This window comes from Pseudomonas gebzensis (assembly GCF_034427815.1).
Classification (GTDB): Bacteria; Pseudomonadota; Gammaproteobacteria; order Pseudomonadales; family Pseudomonadaceae; genus Aquipseudomonas.
This window is the reverse complement of the sequence record NZ_JAXQNS010000010.1, coordinates 180,180-197,280: the sequence shown is the minus strand read 5'-3', so window position 1 is coordinate 197,280 and position 17,101 is coordinate 180,180. Positions and strand designations below refer to the sequence as shown.

15 protein-coding genes are annotated in these 17,101 nt (G+C 66.0%); 8 read left to right on the top strand and 7 right to left on the bottom strand.

Annotation, left to right across the window (positions count from 1 at the left end):
• Positions 1 to 197 precede the first annotated feature (197 nt).
• From SJI00_RS18865 to SJI00_RS18845, 5 genes are all read left to right on the top strand, one after another.
• Entirely contained in the window at positions 198 to 1,097 is a 900-nt protein-coding gene (locus tag SJI00_RS18865; protein WP_322463189.1) for a chemotaxis protein, read from the top strand.
• A 116-nt stretch (positions 1,098 to 1,213) separates the two neighbouring features.
• A complete protein-coding gene (locus SJI00_RS18860) occupies positions 1,214 to 1,525 on the top strand; it encodes a hypothetical protein (RefSeq protein WP_322463188.1) in 312 nt (103 codons plus the stop codon).
• On the top strand, positions 1,522 to 2,256 hold the full coding sequence (locus SJI00_RS18855; protein ID WP_322463187.1) for a YkgJ family cysteine cluster protein: 735 nt from the start codon (positions 1,522 to 1,524) through the stop codon (positions 2,254 to 2,256). The genes SJI00_RS18860 and SJI00_RS18855 overlap by 4 nt, the downstream gene beginning before the upstream one ends.
• Positions 2,257 to 2,529: 273 nt before the next feature.
• On the top strand, positions 2,530 to 2,742 hold the full coding sequence (locus SJI00_RS18850; protein WP_322463186.1) for a hypothetical protein: 213 nt from the start codon (positions 2,530 to 2,532) through the stop codon (positions 2,740 to 2,742).
• A 389-nt stretch (positions 2,743 to 3,131) separates the two neighbouring features.
• Entirely contained in the window at positions 3,132 to 4,631 is a 1,500-nt protein-coding gene (locus SJI00_RS18845) for a GGDEF domain-containing protein (RefSeq protein WP_322463185.1), read from the top strand.
• Here the strand turns inward: SJI00_RS18845 and SJI00_RS18840 are convergent.
• Positions 4,628 to 5,107: a ferritin-like domain-containing protein gene (locus SJI00_RS18840; protein ID WP_322463184.1), complete on the bottom strand. Its 480-nt coding sequence runs from the start codon at positions 5,105 to 5,107 to the stop codon at positions 4,628 to 4,630. The genes SJI00_RS18845 and SJI00_RS18840 overlap by 4 nt on opposite strands.
• Positions 5,108 to 5,304: 197 nt before the next feature.
• Between SJI00_RS18840 and SJI00_RS18835 the strand changes: the two genes are divergently transcribed.
• Positions 5,305 to 5,529, top strand: coding sequence for a DUF3820 family protein (locus tag SJI00_RS18835; protein ID WP_322463183.1), 225 nt, complete (start codon positions 5,305 to 5,307; stop codon positions 5,527 to 5,529).
• A 55-nt stretch (positions 5,530 to 5,584) separates the two neighbouring features.
• Here the strand turns inward: SJI00_RS18835 and SJI00_RS18830 are convergent, their stop codons facing one another.
• The 3 genes from SJI00_RS18830 to ptsP are packed head-to-tail and all read right to left on the bottom strand — an operon-like array spanning position 5,585 to position 11,138.
• Positions 5,585 to 7,333 (bottom strand): fructose-specific PTS transporter subunit EIIC, encoded by a 1,749-nt coding sequence (locus SJI00_RS18830; RefSeq protein ID WP_322463182.1) that lies wholly within the window; start codon positions 7,331 to 7,333, stop codon positions 5,585 to 5,587.
• Positions 7,330 to 8,277: a 1-phosphofructokinase gene (pfkB, locus tag SJI00_RS18825; RefSeq protein ID WP_322463181.1), complete on the bottom strand. Its 948-nt coding sequence runs from the start codon at positions 8,275 to 8,277 to the stop codon at positions 7,330 to 7,332. Before pfkB ends, SJI00_RS18830 begins: the two co-directional genes overlap by 4 nt.
• Positions 8,277 to 11,138, bottom strand: coding sequence for a phosphoenolpyruvate--protein phosphotransferase (gene ptsP / locus SJI00_RS18820; protein WP_322463180.1), 2,862 nt, complete (start codon positions 11,136 to 11,138; stop codon positions 8,277 to 8,279). The genes pfkB and ptsP overlap by 1 nt, the downstream gene beginning before the upstream one ends.
• 482 nt (positions 11,139 to 11,620) lie before the next feature.
• On the opposite strand from ptsP, the gene cra reads away from it, so the two are divergent.
• The gene (gene cra / locus SJI00_RS18815; protein WP_322463179.1) at positions 11,621 to 12,616 is read left to right on the top strand and encodes a catabolite repressor/activator; all 996 of its coding nucleotides are present in this window, start codon (positions 11,621 to 11,623) and stop codon (positions 12,614 to 12,616) included.
• A gap of 2 nt (positions 12,617 to 12,618) precedes the next feature.
• Positions 12,619 to 13,401 carry a TatD family hydrolase gene (locus SJI00_RS18810; protein ID WP_322463178.1) on the top strand — a complete coding sequence of 261 codons (783 nt, stop codon included), beginning with the start codon at positions 12,619 to 12,621 and terminating at the stop codon, positions 13,399 to 13,401.
• A gap of 9 nt (positions 13,402 to 13,410) precedes the next feature.
• Here the strand turns inward: SJI00_RS18810 and ampE are convergent, their stop codons facing one another.
• From ampE to SJI00_RS18795, 3 genes are all read right to left on the bottom strand, one after another.
• Positions 13,411 to 14,241 (bottom strand): regulatory signaling modulator protein AmpE, encoded by an 831-nt coding sequence (gene ampE / locus SJI00_RS18805; RefSeq protein WP_322463177.1) that lies wholly within the window; start codon positions 14,239 to 14,241, stop codon positions 13,411 to 13,413.
• Positions 14,238 to 14,804, bottom strand: a complete 567-nt coding sequence (ampD, locus tag SJI00_RS18800) for a 1,6-anhydro-N-acetylmuramyl-L-alanine amidase AmpD (protein WP_322463176.1) — start codon at positions 14,802 to 14,804, stop codon at positions 14,238 to 14,240. The genes ampE and ampD overlap by 4 nt, the downstream gene beginning before the upstream one ends.
• Positions 14,805 to 14,891: 87 nt before the next feature.
• Entirely contained in the window at positions 14,892 to 17,057 is a 2,166-nt protein-coding gene (locus SJI00_RS18795) for a DUF1631 family protein (RefSeq protein WP_322463175.1), read from the bottom strand.
• Positions 17,058 to 17,101 lie beyond the last annotated feature (44 nt).

Sequence of the window (17,101 nt, the reverse complement as noted above, 5' to 3'; positions counted from 1 at the left end):
CGGGTGTGCAGGGCTGGCGCTCGGCCAGCGCTGGCCGGCGGGTCGAGCAAGGGTCTGCCTGGGGCAGGCCACACGAGCAGCCTGCGACCCTGTTGCGTCATCACTGGATTTGGCGCGTGTTCTCTCTTCAGTCCTAAAGCCCCACGCCCCCAGGCCGATAACCCGGCATCCTCCCTCATTGAGTGCAAGCGCGCCCCATGGCCACCCAAACCGCCCGTGCAGACTCGCTGTCGCTGCTGCTGTTCACCCTGCGCAGCGGCAAGCTGATGGCGATCAACCTGCTCAAGGTCAGCGAAATCATTCCGTGCCCAGCGCTGACCCGGCTGCCCGAATCCCATCCGCACGTCAAAGGGGTGGCCACGTTGCGCGGCAACCCGCTGTCGGTGATCGACTTGTCACGCGCCATCGGCGAGCGCCCGCTGGACGATCCGAACAGCGGCTGCCTGATCGTCACTGAAATCAGCCGTTCGCGGCAGGGCCTGCACGTGCAGGCGGTGGTGCGCATCGTGCATTGCCAGACCACCGACATCAAGCCGCCGCCGTTCGGCTCGGGCAGCCGCTCGTTCATCACTGGCGTGACCCGGGTCGACAACACCCTGGTGCAAGTGCTGGACATCGAGAAAGTCATCCACGGCATTGCCCCGCCAACCCACGTGCCGCCGAACACTGCACTGGACCACGATGCCGCCAGCCTGCTGGCCGCCTCGAACATTCTGGTGGTCGACGACAGTCAAGTGGCGCTGCAGCAGTCGATTCATACCCTGCGCAACCTCGGCATCGAGTGCCGCACCGCGCGCAGCGCCAAGGACGCGATCGATGTGTTGCTGGAGCTGCAAGGCACGGCCAACGAGATCAACATCGTGGTGTCGGACATCGAAATGTCCGAGATGGACGGCTATGCCTTCACCCGCACCCTGCGTGAGACGCCGGACTTCAAACACCTGTACGTGTTGCTGCACACTTCGCTGGACAGCGCGATGAGCAGTGAAAAAGCACACCTGGCCGGAGCCAATGCGATCCTCACCAAGTTTTCTTCGCCGGAGCTGACCGATTGTCTGCTGGTCGCAGCCCGCGCGGTGGTGTTTGGCGAGCACTGAGTGGTGGCGGCTGACCAGCAACGCCTGCGCAGAGATGAAGACATCACCCCAGGGTTGATGCCTGACACTAGTCGGGCATAATCCAACGTCTTCCGTTGAAAATGCTGGTATCGCGTATGAAGTTTTTTTGCTCCATCTTGATCACCTGCGCCCTGGCCAGTGGTGTTGTGCAAGCCTCCAGCAGCCAGGCCTGGAATGAATACCGCCAGTCGCTGCTCAAGTCCTGCCTGGCCGCCAGCCAGCTCAAGGACGCCCACGCCCTCGGCAAACCTGCCGAATTCGATGACCAGGTCGGCTATAGCGCGCTGCTCATCGAGGGCGTCTACCCACAGAAGTACATGAAAGGCCGCACCGGCACCGAGCTGTGCCTGTATGACCGCCGCGTGCAGAAGGCTTTCGTCAGCGAGTGGGCTGCCGGCAAGTCATGAGTGCCTCGGTGCGCTTCGCCTGCACCGGCTGCGGCAAATGCTGCAACGGCCATCATGTGCCGTTGACCCTCAGCGAAGCGCGCCAGTGGGCCGTGGCGGGCGGACAGGTCATCGTGCTGATCGAAGGGTTCGTCACGGACGGTCCCGGTATGCCGGTCGATCAGCGCGAGCACGCCCTGCGCCGGTCGTCGGCAGTGGCCTGCGGCACCGGCCACGTGCAGGTGGCAGTCACCTTTGCCGCGTTCAATCCCGGCCGCTGCCGGCATCTCGACGCCGCCGATCGTTGCGGCATCTATGAATCCCGACCGCTGGTGTGTCGTATCTATCCGGCGGAAATCAACCCGCACATTCCGCTGCGCACCGAGACCAAGGACTGCCCGGCAGAGGCGTGGGAGCAAGGCCCCGAGCTGATCCACGGGCAGGTACTGGTCGACCCGGCACTGCGCGCGCTGATCGAGGCGTCGCGCCAGGCCGACCGCGAGGACATCGGCGCCAAGGTCGCGGTGTGCCAGCGCCTGGGGATGACCATCAGCGCGCTCAAAGGCAATGGTTTCACCGCCTGGCTACCGAACATGGTGGCGTTTGCCGAGGCGCTGGAGCATTGCCCAGACGGCGCGGGCGCGCCATGGCAGTTGCATGTCGAAGACCCGACATTGGCGCAAGCCGCTGGCGCCTGTGGGTTGCAGGTCACGGCGCAGACGCCGACCTACTACACCTTCATCGGCTTCTGAGTGTGGCGGCCAGCAGCACGACCAACGGGCGCCTGCAGCGTTGCACGCTGAGCAGCACCTGCAGCAGCAGCACTTCACATACCGCAAGGGCTCTAGCCCGCCTGCCATAGCCGGTACAGGTGGGTTGCCTGCAAGGCGCCGTGGAATTTTTTCTGCCGATCCTTACCTTTTTTGCAACAGTGCTTATTGCGGATGACGCTGTTTCCCCCTCGGCCCGAGGACTACCGTAGACGCATCCACACAACACTTGCATTGCAAGAAGGTAGTTTGAAAATGTCCAACAGCATGGGTATTGCCAGTGCGTTCGTTCTCTCGGCGCTGATGTTGTCACCCTTGGCTCAGGCCGAGGAATCACCGGTTTTCGCCGCGCGCAACCAGGCCATTGCCGAACAGGCGCAAGCATTGTTCGCGCAGCAGGCCGACCCGGCAGACGGCGAGGCGCAGGCGGCCTCCAAAGCGGTGGAAAATGGTCACGCCGACAGTTGATACAGCGCGTGATTGTTACAAAAACCGAAAGTAGAGATCGGCAGGCTGACAGCCGTGGCATTGGGTGCGTCGCTCCATCGCTGTCTCCACGCCGTCTCGTGTAGTGCTCTACGCGCGTTGCGCAGTCCTCCGGGCCACGCCGTAGACCTTCGCGCCCCCCGCTGCTCCCCCAGCAAACGCACACTTGCGCTGCAACGCCCTCCCCGCAAGCGCCGCCCTCCTGAGCCCAGACACCTTCGCAGCGACGCGTGCCGCCTCGCGGTGCGGCAATCAGCCGTTCAACGACACCCACTATCGGTTGTTCGACAATCCCCGCTTCCCTAGAATAACGGCCTCGCTCATGCCGACCCTCACACCTCAAGAGGGTTCAATTCCCAGGGAGCCTGCCGTTGCCCTCGCCTCCCCCGCTGCTTGCGTCGCTCGAATCCCGTCCCGAACGCACCCTTACGCTGGGCAGTTTCCTGGCCGTCTTCGCCATTGTGGCGATTGTCAGCTACCTGCTAGGGCGCGAGCGCGACAGTGTCGAGCAGTCTGCCATTCGGGCATCGAACAACATCGTGCAGCTGATCGAGAGCGACATCCTGCGCAACGTCGAGCTCTACGACCAAGCCCTGCGCGGGGTCATCTGGGGCGTCTCGCATCCGCAACTGCTGCGCCTGACGCCGCAGCTGCGCCAGCAGATCCTGTTCCGCCGGGCGATCACCCCACCCGGTCAGGGCGACCTGCTGTGGCTGGATGCGCAAGGCAAGGTGCGGGGCGACTCCACTGGTACCCTGTCGCGCCAGACCAGCTTTGCGAAAACCGCCGCCTTTGTGGCGCACCGTGACCAGCCTGATCTGGGCCTGCTGATCAGCCCGCCGTCCCCCCTGCAACTCAGCGAACTGGACTGGTCGGTGAATTTCAGCCGGCGCATTTCCTCACCCAGTGGCGCGTTTCATGGCGTTGCCATGGGCGCGTTGCCGTTGTCGTATTTCACGACCCTGTTTCAGCGCCTGGACATCGGTGTGCAGAGCAGCATCAACCTGTTCACCGCCGAAGGTCAGTTGCTGGCGCGCGAGCCGGTGCGCGACAACGATCCCCAGGTGGGCGGCAATTACCGGCGACGTTCCAATTTCGAGCGGATCATCGCTGAGCAGAACGGCAGCTTTACCGCCGCCTCCGAAGCCCGGGGCGGCGCCATGCGCATGTACACGTTCGCCAAGGTGACCGACTTGCCGCTGATCGTGCTGGTGGTGCACTCGGCCGATGAGGTGTTCCAGTCGTGGCGCCGCACCGCGTGGATGGTCGGCGCCGCAACCGGCGCGCTGTGCCTGGGCATGCTCTGGCTGACGGTGCTGCTGGGCCGCGAGTTGCGCCGACGCCAGCGCGCCGAGCAGAACCTTGCGCAACTCGCCGCCACCGACAGCCTGACCGGCCTGCCCAACCGCCGTCGCCTCGACCAGACGCTCAGGCTCGAATGGGCCCGCGCGCAGCGCAGCGGCAAGCCACTGGCGGTGTTGATGGTGGATATCGATCACTTCAAAGCGTTCAACGAGCGCCACGGTCATGCCGGCGGGGATCACGCCTTGCGCGAGGTGGCCAAGACGCTGGAGCGCTGCATTCGCCGGCCTGCAGACCTGGCGGCGCGCTATGGGGGCGAGGAATTTCAGGTGGTGCTACCGGAAACCGATGCACCGGGCGCACGCCTGATTGCCGAGCGCATTCGCGCAGCGGTCGAGGCCTTGCCAGCGTTTGGTCAAAGCGGCTCGACCATCACGGTCAGCATCGGCATTGCGCTGTACACAGAAAAAACCCAGCACGATCTTTCGACCGTGCTGGGTTTGGCTGACGAGGCGCTCTACCGGGCCAAGGCTATGGGCCGTAACCGGGTGGAAGGCCCGCCGGCTTAGTGGTGGTTGGCGCGGGCAGCGTCACGCAGCGCTTTGACTTTGTCATGGTTGCGTTGCACGCCTTGCAGCTGGGTATCGACCAGCGTCAGTGCGTTGGCCGCGGCAGGCACATTCAGTTTGACCAGTTTCTCGCGGGCTTCTTTGTAGGCTTTCAGGGCATAGTCCTGGCCGCGCTCGGTCTCGTTCAGCACCGCTTCGTCGTCATGGCTGGTGAACTTGGACTTGAGGTCGATCCAGCCACGGTGCAGGTCACCGGTGAAGCTGGTGGAGGTTTCCGGATCGCCGCCCAGGTGACGGACTTCGGCCTGCAGGTCGCTGGCCGCTTTGGCGCAACCTACGCCACGCTCGACGAGGAACGATTTAAGCTGTGGGCTCTTCACATCTTCAGCCGACTTCTCGAAACCCTTCTGGCCGTCTTTGCTGTACTCGATCAGGTCATTGAGGACATCGATAACGTCTTTGTTCGGGTTGCTCATGGTCCAGACTCCTTGGCATTGGTTAGTACATAGATGAGAGCAGCCTTCGTGCCAGTTCTCTTAAAATAAATAAACCTTATATATCAATGATTTAAATAGGTAAGGCCAAACGCCATGTGTCGCGTTCTGCATGATTGCCGTTGGCGGGTCGTGCAGTTTGCAGTAGGGTCGCGACTCATTCGTATCTGGCGCCTCGCATGAACCCCGAAACGCTGCACCTGCTGGTCACCCGCACCATGCCCTTTGGCAAATACCAGGGCCGGCTGATCGCCGACCTGCCCGGCGATTACCTGGCCTGGTTCGCGCGCAAAGGATTTCCCTCTGGCGAGCTGGGCGGATTGCTGGCCTTGATGCACGAGATCGACCACAACGGCCTGATGGACTTGCTCACGCCCCTGCGCAAGGGCCCACCGCGGCGCTGAAACGCATCAGGGGCGCACATGGCGCCCCTGATGGGTTATCGACGCAACGCCGCGCTTAACGCTGCGGTGCGGCCACCGCCAGTTCCACCGGCTCGCCGCGCTTGATCAACGCATAGATCACTGCCGTCACCAGGCTGCCCGCCACGATCGCCAACAGGTACAGCAGGGCGTGGTTGATGGCATTGGGAATCAGCAGCACGAACAGCCCACCGTGCGGCGCCATCAGCTTGCAGCCGAAGTACATCGACAGCGCACCGGTCAGCGCACCGCCGGCGATGCTCGCCGGAATGACCCGCAGCGGGTCCTTGGCGGCGAACGGAATGGCGCCTTCGGAGATGAAGCACAGCCCCAGCACCAGCGCCGCCTTGCCCGCCTCGCGCTCGCTCTGGGCGAACTTGCGTCGGGCGATGAAGGTGGCGATGCCCAGGCCGACGGGCGGCACCATGCCAGCGGCCATGGTGGCCGCCATTGGCGCGTAGCTGGACGAGGCCAGCAGCCCGACCGAGAAGGCGTAGGCAGCCTTGTTGATCGGCCCGCCGAGGTCGACGCACATCATCCCGCCCAGCAACACACCCAGCAGAATGGCGTTGGTGGTGCCCATGCTGTCGAGGAACTGCGTCAGGCCGGCGAGCATGGCCGCCACGGGCTGGCCGACCACGTAGATCATCACCAGGCCGGTGAACAGACTGGCCAGCAGCGGGATGATCAGAATCGGCTTGAGCGCCTCCAAGCTGCTCGGCAAACGTACCCATTGGGCGATGGCCTTGGCGCTATAGCCGGCCAGGAAACCGGCGACGATGCCGCCGATGAAGCCTGCGCCCAGGGTGCTGGCCAGCAGGCCGCCGATCATGCCCGGCGCCAACCCCGGACGGTCGGCAATGGACCAGGCGATGTAGCCCGCCAGCAACGGCACCATCAGCTTGAACGCCGCCTCCCCACCGATCTGCATCAGCGCAGCGGGCAAGGTGCCCGGCACCTCGTGGGCGTTGATGCCGAAGACGAACGACAAGGCGATCAGCAAGCCACCGGCCACCACCATCGGCAGCATGAACGACACACCCGTGAGCAGATGTTTGTAGACCCCCGCCTTCTCGGCCTTGGCCGGTGCTGCAGAGGCGTCGCCGGCGCTTTCCACCTGGCCTTCGGCCAGGGCTTTGTCCAACGTGGCAGACGCCTGTTTCAGGGCAATGCCGGTGCCGCAGCGGTAGATACGCTTGCCCGCGAAGCGCGCGGTGGGCACCTCGATGTCGGCAGCCAGCAGCACGACATCGGCCTGGGCGATGGCCTCGGCGGACAGCGGATTGCGCGCGCCCACCGAGCCCTGGGTTTCCACGGTCAGTTGATAACCCTTCTGTGCAGCAGCCTGTTGCAGGGCTTCGGCGGCCATGAAGGTGTGGGCCACGCCCGTGGGGCAGGCGGTGACAGCGACCAGTCGCGGTTGAGCGGCCGCAGTGGCCGGCGCCGCGACTGCGCCTTCGCTGAGGTCGGTGGCGGCGAGCAGCTGGGCATTGGCGGCGGCTTCGTCGAGGAAGCGTTCGCGATCGGCCAGGGCTTGCGCGGGGGTGCTCTGGAACACGCGCTTGCCGATGAAGCGGCTCAGATCCAACGGGCCGGTGGCGATGACCAGCACCCAGTCCACGGCTGCGATCTGCTCAGGCGTCAGACGCTGTTCGGGGTGCTCGGGGTCGGCCACTTCGACGCTGGCGGTCCAGCCGCGGCGGTGAGCCTCGGCAGTGAGCAGGCGTGCACTGAGCACGCTGGAGACCTGCCCGTTGGGGCAGGCGGTGACGATGGCGAGGTTCATTGACCACTCTCCTGTTGTTCTTCTACTTGCACGGCCGCCTCCAGGCGGGCCAGTTGCGCGTGGTCACAGATGCCGAAGCCCACTTGGGTCACGGCTTGCGCGGCAATGGCAGTGGCGCGGCGCAGGCTCTGCTGCGGCGCTTCACCCTGGAGCAGGCCATGCAGCATGCCGGCCACCAGCGAATCGCCAGCGCCCACGGTGCTCGCGACCTTCACCGGTGGTGGCAGTGCATGCAGCGTGCGTGCGGCGGTATACCAGCTCAGGCCGTGCTCGCCGTTGGACAGCACCACGTGCTCGACGCCGGCGTCGAGCAACTGGCGGGCCGCCGTGTGCTGGGCGGCGCGGTCAGCCAGGGCCATGCCCAGCGCCTCGCCCAGCTCTTCAGCATTGGGCTTGACCAGCCACGGCGCGCAGCGCAGGCCAACCCGCAGCGCCTCGCCACTGGTGTCGAGCACCACCTTCAGGCCTTGCCCGCTGAGCTGACGCAGCAACTGCTCGAACCACGTCAGGCTGATGCCGCGCGGCAGGCTGCCGGCCACCACCACGGCGTCGAAGCCGGGGGCGATCTGTTCCAGGCGGCGCAGCAAGGCAGCCTGAGCCGCGTCATCGACCTGCGGGCCCTGGCCATTGACGTCGGTGACTCGGCCATCGGCTTCGATCAGCTTGAGGTTGCTGCGGGTTTCGCCATCCACACGCACGAAGCTATCCGTAAAGCCGCGCTGTTCGATCAGGGCTTCGAAGGGCTGCAGATTGTCGCGCCCCAGAAAGCCGCTGACTGTCAGGCTATGGCCCAGGTCGGCCAGCACCTGGGCCACGTTCAAGCCCTTGCCGGCCGCGTGGCTGGCTTGTGCCTGAGCACGGTTGACGTGGCCAGCGCGCAGCACGTCAAGGCTGACGGTGATGTCCAGCGCCGGGTTCAAGGTCAGGGTCAGAATCTTGGCCATCAGGTTCGCTCCACCAGCGCGCGCACGGACGCCGCGCTGTCTTGTTGCAATGCCGCCTGCGCCAACGCGCGTGCTGCCTGGAAATCGGTTTCGCGCACCAGCGCCTTGACCTCGGCAATGCTGCGCGAGGCCACGCTCAGTTCGTCCACCTCAAGGCCCAGCAGGATCGCCACAGCCTGGCTATCGGCTGCCAGCTCACCGCACACCCCCACCCACTTGCCGTGGGCGTGGGCAGCGCGCACGGTCATGTCGATCAGCTGCAGCACCGCCGGGTGCAGGCCATCGGCCTGGGCCGACAGGCTTGGGTGGCCACGGTCGATGGCCAGGGTGTACTGCGTGAGGTCGTTGGTGCCGATGCTGAAGAAGTCCACCTCGCGCGCCAGTTGCGGGGCCAGCAGCGCGGCCGAGGGCACCTCGATCATGATCCCGACTTGCAGGTCGGCCACCGGAATCTCCAGGCGCAGGCGTTCGACCATGGCCTTGGCTTCACGCCATTCATGCACCTGCCCGACCATGGGGAACATGATTCGCAGCGGGCGGTTGTCGGCGGCGCGCAGCAGCGCGCGCAGCTGGTCTTCCATGATCTGCGGGCGCTGCAGGGTCAGGCGGATGCCGCGCACGCCGAGGAAAGGGTTTTCTTCTGCTGCAATGGGCCAGTACGGCAGCGGCTTGTCGCCGCCGACATCCAGGGTGCGCACCACCAGCGGCCGTCCGCCCAGCCCGTCGAGCACACGGCGGTACTCGGCTTCTTGCACCGCCACGTCCGGCGCCTGGCTGTGGCCCATGAAAATCAACTCGGTGCGCAGCAGGCCAACGCCTTCGGCGCCCTGCTCCACCACCTTGGCGATGCCGGTGCTTTCGCCGATGTTGGCGAACACTTCCAGGGCATGCCCGTCGCGGGTGATGGCTGGCTGATGCCGTTCGACCCACGCCGCTTGCAAGCGCTGTTCGCGCAGGTCGCGTTCGGCCAGGGCGCGCTGCACCTCGGCCGCGGCCGGCGCCACGCTGACCCGCCCGCGCTGGCCGTCGAGCAGCAACGCAGTGCCGGCATCGAGCAGCAGGATCGCAGCGCCCACCCCGACCACGGCGGGAATGCCCAGCGCGCGCGCCACGATAGCGCTGTGCGCAGTGGCGCCTCCGTAGGCGGTGACGATGCCGGCGACCCGCGCCGGGTCGAGGCGGGCCACGTCCGAGGGGCCGACCTCGCTCATCACCAGCACGTACGGCTGCTCCGGCTCACGCGCTTCTTGCACGCCGCACAACTGATGCAGGACACGACGGCCAACATCGCGCAGGTCTGCTGCGCGCTCGGCCAGCAGCACATCGTTGAGCGCCTCCTGCTGACGCGCAGCCGCTTCGATGACCGCCATCCACGCCGCTTGCGCGCTGTCGCCCTGGACCAGGCGCAGCTCGACCTCTTCACCCAAAGCCGGGTCGGCGAGCATTTCCTGGTGGGTGATGAAGATTTCGCCGATGGCCTTGTCGCTGCGCGCGATCAGCGCGTGCAGCTCGGCGTCGACCACCTCGACAGCCTGGCGCAGCTTGAGCCGCTCCTGCTCCGGCGAGGCGCCGCGCAGGGGGTAGTCGATCGCGCGCTCGACGCAGACATGCGCAGGGCCGGTGGCAATCCCGGGCGAGGCCGCGACGCCTTGAATGACGCTGCCGGCACTCGGCGCGAGCACAGGTTCGGCGGCGGCCGGGCTGGGCGCAGGCTGCGCGGCCGGAGCGGGGTCCAGCGGCTCGACCTCCTCGCCCAGGCCTTGCTCGATGGCTTCGAGCAGGGCCGGCAAGGCATCGCCGGCGATGTCGGGCTCGGCCAGCAGTTCCAGCGTCTGACCACGGCGTGCGCCGAGGCTGAGCAGCTTGCTCAGGCTCTTGGCCGATACGGCCGCCTCGCCAGCGTCGACCACGCGCAGGCGAATGTCGCCCTCGAACCGTTTGGCCAATTGCGCCAGCACCTTGGCCGGACGGGCGTGCAGCCCGTGCGCGTTGGCCAGCACGATGCGCGCGCTGGGCCAGTCCGGCAGTACTTCACCGCCCAGCACTTGCAGCACGGTGCGGCTGTCGGTGGCCTGGTACAGGCTTTGCCCGCGGCCTTCGATCAGCACTTCGCACAGGCGTTCAAGCAGGGCCTGGTGCGCCGCACCCAGACTGGCCAGACAGAACAGGCCATTGAGCGGCTGGTCGCGGTAGCGCAGTGGCTGTTGCGGGGTGATGAAGGCCAGGCCCGGTTGCAGTACCTGACGGTCGCTGTTCAACCACCACAGGCCATCGCCCAGGGGCAGCGGCTCGGCTTGCTGCAACAAAGCCGCGAAGCCTGGCTCGACGCAGCCGGCTTTTTGCAGCAGGCGCGCGCCCCGCCAGCTCAGCTCATCGAAGTCGTCGGCGGGCAGGCTGAGGCTGACCAGTTGCGCGTCCAGCGCCAGCTCGCGCGGCGCACCTTGCAGCAGCTTCAACAAGGCCTCGGCAGAGGTGGCGCGGCGCAGGGCCTCGGCCAGATCGGTCTCACCCAGGGCGCGGGTCAGCAGCTGCAGCAGGCGCAGGTGCTCGTCCGAGCGCGCGGCGATGCCGATGGCCAGATAGACACGCTGGCCATCGCCCCAGTCGACACCGTCAGGAAACTGCAGCAGGCGCACGCCGGTGCTGAACACCAGGTCGCGGGTCTGGGGGGTGCCGTGGGGGATGGCGATGCCTTGGCCGAGGAAGGTCGAGCCCTGCGTCTCGCGGGCCTGTAACCCTTCGAGGTAGCCGTCGGCGACCAGCCCATCGGCGACCAATCGATCCGCCAGCAGGCGCAACGCCTGGGCCTTGTCGGCCGCTACCTGGCCCATGGCTATCTGCTCTTTGGCGAGCTCGAGCATGACCTTCTCCTTTTCCAGCCCCATCGGGAGGCCGAGGTATTGTTGTGGACGCGTGACGTTCCAAAAGCGCGAGTGCAGGCGTTGTGCCTGGTCACCAGAATGGGTCACAGACCGTCGGTTTGCATCGCGATGTCGTTTCAGGCCGGAAGAAAAGTGGGCAGTATTCCGAAGCTGAAACGTTTAATCTGATTCGGCGGCCACGTTACTCGATAATCTTGCGACTAAACAGCCCCAGCTTGTCGGACAATTGCGACGTTGGTCGTCTGCGCAGCGTGCACCGCCTGGGTAAAACTGGGCTCTGTACCCACTGTGTCTACGCGCACGCCCTGCACGGCACTAACGGCCGACGCGGTCTGACCGCAAGGCACACGAGCAGTGCGATGGATGTTTCAATGCAGCAGTGCCAGATGCAGAGGCCTTTCGTACAGAGCAAGCAGGCCAGGCCGCGCAGCCTGTTTCCATGTCATCACAAGGAACCTTCGGTGAAACTCAGCGATATCGCCCGTCTGGCCGGTGTGTCAGTGACCACCGCCAGCTACGTCATCAATGGCAAGGCCGAGCAGCAGCGCATCAGCAGCAGCACGGTGGAGCGCGTGCGCGCAGTGGTCGACGCCCATGGTTTCATGCCCAACCCGCAGGCTGCTGGTTTGCGCAGCCGGCATACGCGCACGCTGGGGTTCATCCTGCCTGACCTGGAAAACCCCAGCTACGCACGCATCGCCAAGCAACTCGAAGCCGGCGCCCGCGCTCGTGGTTATCAGCTGCTGATCGCCAGCAGCGACGACCAGCCCGACAGCGAGCGGCAGTTGCAGCAGCTGTTCCGTGCGCGGCGCTGCGATGCGCTGTTCGTGGCCAGTTGCCTGCCACCCGACGACCACAGCTACCGCGACGTGCAGGCCAACGGCCTGCCGGTGATCGGCATCGACCGTAGCCTGGACCCGGCGCACTTCTGCTCGGTGATCAGTGACGACCATCACGCCAGCCTGCTGCTGACCCAGAGCCTGCTGCACGACGCGCCGCAGCGCGTTGCATTGATCGGCGCGCGGCCGGAACTGTCGGTGAGCCAGGCGCGCCTGGCAGGCTTTGACGCAGCCCTGCAGCAGCATGCCGGCGATGTGCGGCGCTACCAGGGCGAGGCCTTCAGCCGCGACTGCGGCCAACGCCTGATGACCCAACTGATCGACGAACTCGGCGGCCTGCCCGATGCCTTGGTCACCACCTCCTATGTGCTGCTGCAAGGGGTGTTCGACGCGCTTCAGGGCTGCGCCGCCGGCCAGCGCGCGCTGCAGCTGGGCACCTTCGGCGACAACCAACTGCTCGATTTCCTGCCGCTGCCGGTCAATGCCATGGCTCAGCAACATGGTCTGATCGCGGCGACGGCGCTGGAGCTGGCGGTGGCTGCCATCGAAGAAAAAAGCTACCAGCCTGGCGTGCATGCCGTGGCGCGGACCTTCAAGCAACGCTTGCACCGGGCCTGAGCATGCGCCTGATCGACACCCATACCCACCTGGATTTCCCTGACTTCGACGCCGACCGCGCGGCCTTGCTGGCCGAGGCGCGCGCCAGTGGGGTCGAGCGCGTGGTGGTGCTGGGCGTGGCACAGGCCAACTGGCAACGCGTGTGGAACACGGTCTGCGCCCAGCCTGGGCTGCACGCAGCGCTGGGCCTGCACCCGGTCTACCTCGATGAACACCGCGACGAGCATCTGGCGCAACTGCGCGACTGGCTCGGGCGCCTGCAGGGCGATCCGCGGTTGTGCGCGGTGGGTGAGTTCGGTCTGGATTTCTACCTGCCCGAGCTCGACCGGCAACAACAGCAAGGCTGGTTCGAGGCGCAATTGCGGATCGCCCAAGACTTCGACTTGCCGGTGCTATTGCACGTGCGCCGCAGCCACGCTGAGGTGATCGCCACCCTCAAACGCATCCGGGTCCGGCGTGGCGGCATCATTCATGCGTTTGCCGGCAGCTACGAACAAGCCCGTGAGTACATCAAGCTGGGCTTTCTACTGGGCTTGGGGGGCGCCGCGACCTGGCCGCAGGCCCTGCGCCTGCGCAAGACCCTGCCGCGCCTGCCGCTGGACAGCCTGGTGCTGGAAACCGATGCGCCCGACATGCCCCCCGCCATGTTCCCGGGCCTGCGCAACAGCCCCGTGCACCTGCCGCAGATCACTGCCGCCCTGGCCGAGGTCATGGGCGTGGACGCCGAGCGGCTGGCCCACGCCTGCACCCGCAATGCCTGCGCCCTGTTCGGCTGGCCCTGCTGAAAGGCGGCCTCAGCGCAAGATCGTCCACACCGCGAAGGCCGCATACCACAGCACCGCGCAGCGCAGCAGCAATTCCCACAGGCTGTTCAGCCGGGCGACACCTTGCTCGGGTGCATCCTGTTCGGGGATGTCGTCCGCCACGCGGCCCAGCTCGGCGACCAGCGACGGCGCGCGCCGCTGCAGATTCAGCAGCTCGTGCAGCATCACTCGCCCGACCGCGACAAAATTGCCCACCAGCGCAAAACTCATGCCCAGCACCCGCACCGGCAGCCAGTCCATGACGTGCCGCAGTTGCTCGGCACGGGCCTGCAAGGCGCCATGCCGGCTGTGCTCGATGCACAGCGCCAGCAAGCGGTAAGCCAGTGCCGCTGCCGGCCCCAGCAGGCAGTACCAGAAGATCACGGCGAAGAAGCTCTGGTATGCCTGCCAGAGCAGATAGCCCTGCACTTGCGCATGCAAGCCACTGGCATCCTCGGCGCGCAGACCCAGATCGCGCTCGGCCACATGCAAGGCGCCCTGCTCATCGCCCCGGCGCCAGGCATCGCGCAACGGCCCCAGCGCTGCCTTGGCATCGCCGCGCCCAAGGCTGTAGAGCAACACCAGCAGGTGCACCGGCAGCGCCATCAACCCATAGGCCACCGGTTCCAGCACGTGCAGCAGCAACACCAGCAACAGCACGGGCGGCAGAATCAGAATCGTCAGGCTCCAGCCGGGCTGCACCTTGCCGCTGCGCTCCAGGCGCACCAGTTCACCGCGAAAAAAGCCGTCACGTTGCACACGGCGGCGCAGGGCCGAGAACTTCTCGATCCACAGCACCAGTACCAACACCAGAAAACTCATGGTCTGTCCTCATTCACGCGCAGGGCCTTGCGGTAGCGCGACCAGTCGAACGCCGGGCCCGGGTCGCTCTTGCGTTGCGGGGCGATGTCACTGTGGCCACAGATGTGCGCGCCGTCGATGACCGGCCAGGCCAGACGGATCTGCCGGGTCAGGGTTTCCAGCGCCTGGTACTGGGCGTCGGTGTAGGGCAGCTCGTCAGTCCCTTCAAGCTCGATGCCGATGGAGAAATCGTTGCAGCCTTCACGGCCGGCAAAGGTCGACACGCCGGCGTGCCAAGCACGCTCGAGCAGGGACACGAACTGGGTCACCGCGCCGTCGCGCTCGACGAACAGGTGCGCCGACACGGTCAGGTGCTGGATGCCCTGAAAATACGGGTGCTCATCGGGGTCTAGGCGATTCTGGAAAAACTGCTGCACCTTGCCCGTGCCGAAGCAGGCCGGGGGCAGACTGATGTTGTGAATGACCAGCAAGGAGATGGCCTCGCCCGGCGGGCGCGCATTGCAATTGGGCGACGGGCAGTGAATCGCGCCGCAGAACCAGCCAGTGGCAGGGTCCAGTTGCATGGGAAATTGATCCTGTAGAACATCTGGGGCGACCAGTATGCCGCGCGCGCCCCGGTCCTGGGAATGTTGCACGGTCCCGCAGCAGGCTCAGTGCAGCTCGCGAGCCGCCAGTTGCTCGAGGGCCGTGCGCAAGGCGCGCTCGAACACCCGGCCGCCATTGAGCACCGCCACCGCATTGCGCTTGATGGCGTCGGCCAGCTCTGCACGGGTCCACTCGCGCAGCTTGACCCCGGCATGGTTGGCGAAAACGTAACGGTCGCGACCCTCGATGCGCGCCAGCAGGCGGCAGCGCAGCACGCGGTCACCTTCACGCACCTCGACCCAGGTGCCGATGCGCAGGCGCTCCAACACCTTGAGCACACTGCGGGGTATAGCACTGTCCAACGCGGCCTGCGCCGGGGCCGGCTCGGCGCCGGGCAGGCGGATCGGCTGGTTCACGCGTACGCAGCGCAGCGCACCTGCGCTGGGCGCCATCGGCTGCCCCGGCAGCGCGCAGGCACGCACGTGCAGCCGCTCAAGGTCGCGGAAGAATTCGCGGGTGCTCAGTGACGACAGGGCAATGCTGCCCAGGCCCTCACGCAACGCTTTGAGCAGCGCCGGCAAGCGCGCCAACAGGCGTTGACGCGCCTGGGCCTGCGGGTGCGGGGCGACGCTTGCCAGCAGCGCGTCGAGCGTAGCGAGTGCCGACTGCCACAGCGCGGACTGCTCGCCCTGCTTGAGCCACGCCATCACCAGCACCTGACTCCAGGCGTCGCGGAGCATGGCCAGCACAACACGGGGCAGGCGTTGGCCGAGCACACGCTGATTGAGTACGTCTTCAACGCGGCTACGGGCCTGCTGCATGCGCGCATGACCCTCTTCTGCATCGCGCGCGCGTTGCTCCAGCAGGTCATGCCGACGGCGCTCCTCCAGACTCGCAGCCAGAAACGCATCCAGGTGGCTCTTGAATGCCACGTGGTCTTCGGCCACGTCATCGAGTACCCGCTGGACGCCCCCCTCCAGGCGCAGGTACAGGCTGTCTGGCGTAGTGTCATGGTCGCCCTGCCAGCCAATGGCAGCAGCGCCAAGCTCATTGACCAGGCGTCGGGCCGGATGGCTGGCGCGGGTCAGCAGGCTCTTGTCGAGAATTGCCACCTTGAGCAGTGGCAGGTGCAACCGGGCAAGCAGTGCACGCATGCGCGGGTGCAGGTTCGGGTCTTGCTCGACGACGGCAAACAGTCGTCCCATCAGGTTGATGGTGTCTTCATCGTCACCGCTCAGGCAGCGGCGGGTGCAGCTGCGGGCGCTGATCTTGAGCAACAGGTGCTGCAGCGCCTGGCCGAGATCGAGTGGCCGGGCGGCGCCCCCTTCACCGGCGTGGTGCTGCAGGTGCGATAGCATCCGCGCCAGATCCTGCGCAGAGACCGGCACAGCGCCGTCGCGGCGCAGACGCGGCGTGAGTTGGCCGCGCAGTGGCGCCAGCAACGCCTGCAGACGTTCGAAGAACGCCTCGGCGGCCGCCTGCAGAGTGCCAGTGCGCACGTGCCCAGCCGCGATCGACACCACGCCCGCGCGTGGCGCCAGCGCCATGCTCGGCGCAGGGCTGAGCCCTGGGAGCACGCCTTCACTGGCGAGCAATCGGTTGGCTTGGACATAGCACGGGCCGATCCGGCCCAGCACGTGTTGCTCGAACAGACCGAACAGCACGGTCATGGTTGGCTCATCGACCTTCAACATGCTGCACGCCTGGGCAAAATACTGGCACAAACTGCTTGGGCTCAGCGGGTTGCAGCGCGCGCCCGTGAGGGCGATGTCGAGCATGGCTTCGATACGGGCACTCAACTGCGCCAACACCGCGCCTTCGCGACTCAGGACCCGCTCGACCATGGCCTGTATGAGCGCGTGCTGAGCAGCATTGGCTCGCGCATGGCGGGACAGGTCGGCATCGAGCAATGCGCCACTTGCGCTTTGCGTCAGGCTGCTGAATGCCTGGTGCAAGGCATCCAGCACACCGTGTTCGACATGCTTGCGCTTGAGCCGTACATCGCGCATGGCTTGAAGGCTGCGACGCTGCTCGACGACGTCATGAGCCTTGTCGACCTGCTCGATCAACACCTCTTCGGTCATGTCGAACAAGGCCTGCAGGCCATTGCTGACGTGCTGGGCCGCGCTGTCACGAATGCGCAGCAGCAACATGGGCAACGAAGGCATCAGCAGCGCAGCACGGCGGTCGATCACCGACGTCAGTGAGATCACGTTGGCTTCGTGCCGCATGTCTAGCTCCTTGCTGTTCATGAGAAGTGGTCATTCCTTGACGG

Bases quoted from the DNA above. Each gene is read 5' to 3' on its own strand.
- SJI00_RS18865 (WP_322463189.1), top strand. From the start codon at position 198: ATGGCCACCCAAACCGCCCGTGCAGACTCGCTGTCGCTGCTGCTGTTC.
- SJI00_RS18860 (WP_322463188.1), top strand. From the start codon at position 1,214: ATGAAGTTTTTTTGCTCCATCTTGATCACCTGCGCCCTGGCCAGTGGT.
- SJI00_RS18855 (WP_322463187.1), top strand. From the start codon at position 1,522: ATGAGTGCCTCGGTGCGCTTCGCCTGCACCGGCTGCGGCAAATGCTGC.
- SJI00_RS18850 (WP_322463186.1), top strand. From the start codon at position 2,530: ATGTCCAACAGCATGGGTATTGCCAGTGCGTTCGTTCTCTCGGCGCTG.
- SJI00_RS18840 (WP_322463184.1), bottom strand. From the start codon at position 5,107: ATGAGCAACCCGAACAAAGACGTTATCGATGTCCTCAATGACCTGATC.
- SJI00_RS18835 (WP_322463183.1), top strand. From the start codon at position 5,305: ATGAACCCCGAAACGCTGCACCTGCTGGTCACCCGCACCATGCCCTTT.
- SJI00_RS18830 (WP_322463182.1), bottom strand. From the start codon at position 7,333: ATGAACCTCGCCATCGTCACCGCCTGCCCCAACGGGCAGGTCTCCAGC.
- pfkB (WP_322463181.1), bottom strand. From the start codon at position 8,277: ATGGCCAAGATTCTGACCCTGACCTTGAACCCGGCGCTGGACATCACC.
- ptsP (WP_322463180.1), bottom strand. From the start codon at position 11,138: ATGCTCGAGCTCGCCAAAGAGCAGATAGCCATGGGCCAGGTAGCGGCC.
- SJI00_RS18810 (WP_322463178.1), top strand. From the start codon at position 12,619: ATGCGCCTGATCGACACCCATACCCACCTGGATTTCCCTGACTTCGAC.
- ampE (WP_322463177.1), bottom strand. From the start codon at position 14,241: ATGAGTTTTCTGGTGTTGGTACTGGTGCTGTGGATCGAGAAGTTCTCG.
- ampD (WP_322463176.1), bottom strand. From the start codon at position 14,804: ATGCAACTGGACCCTGCCACTGGCTGGTTCTGCGGCGCGATTCACTGC.
- SJI00_RS18795 (WP_322463175.1), bottom strand. From the start codon at position 17,057: ATGCGGCACGAAGCCAACGTGATCTCACTGACGTCGGTGATCGACCGC.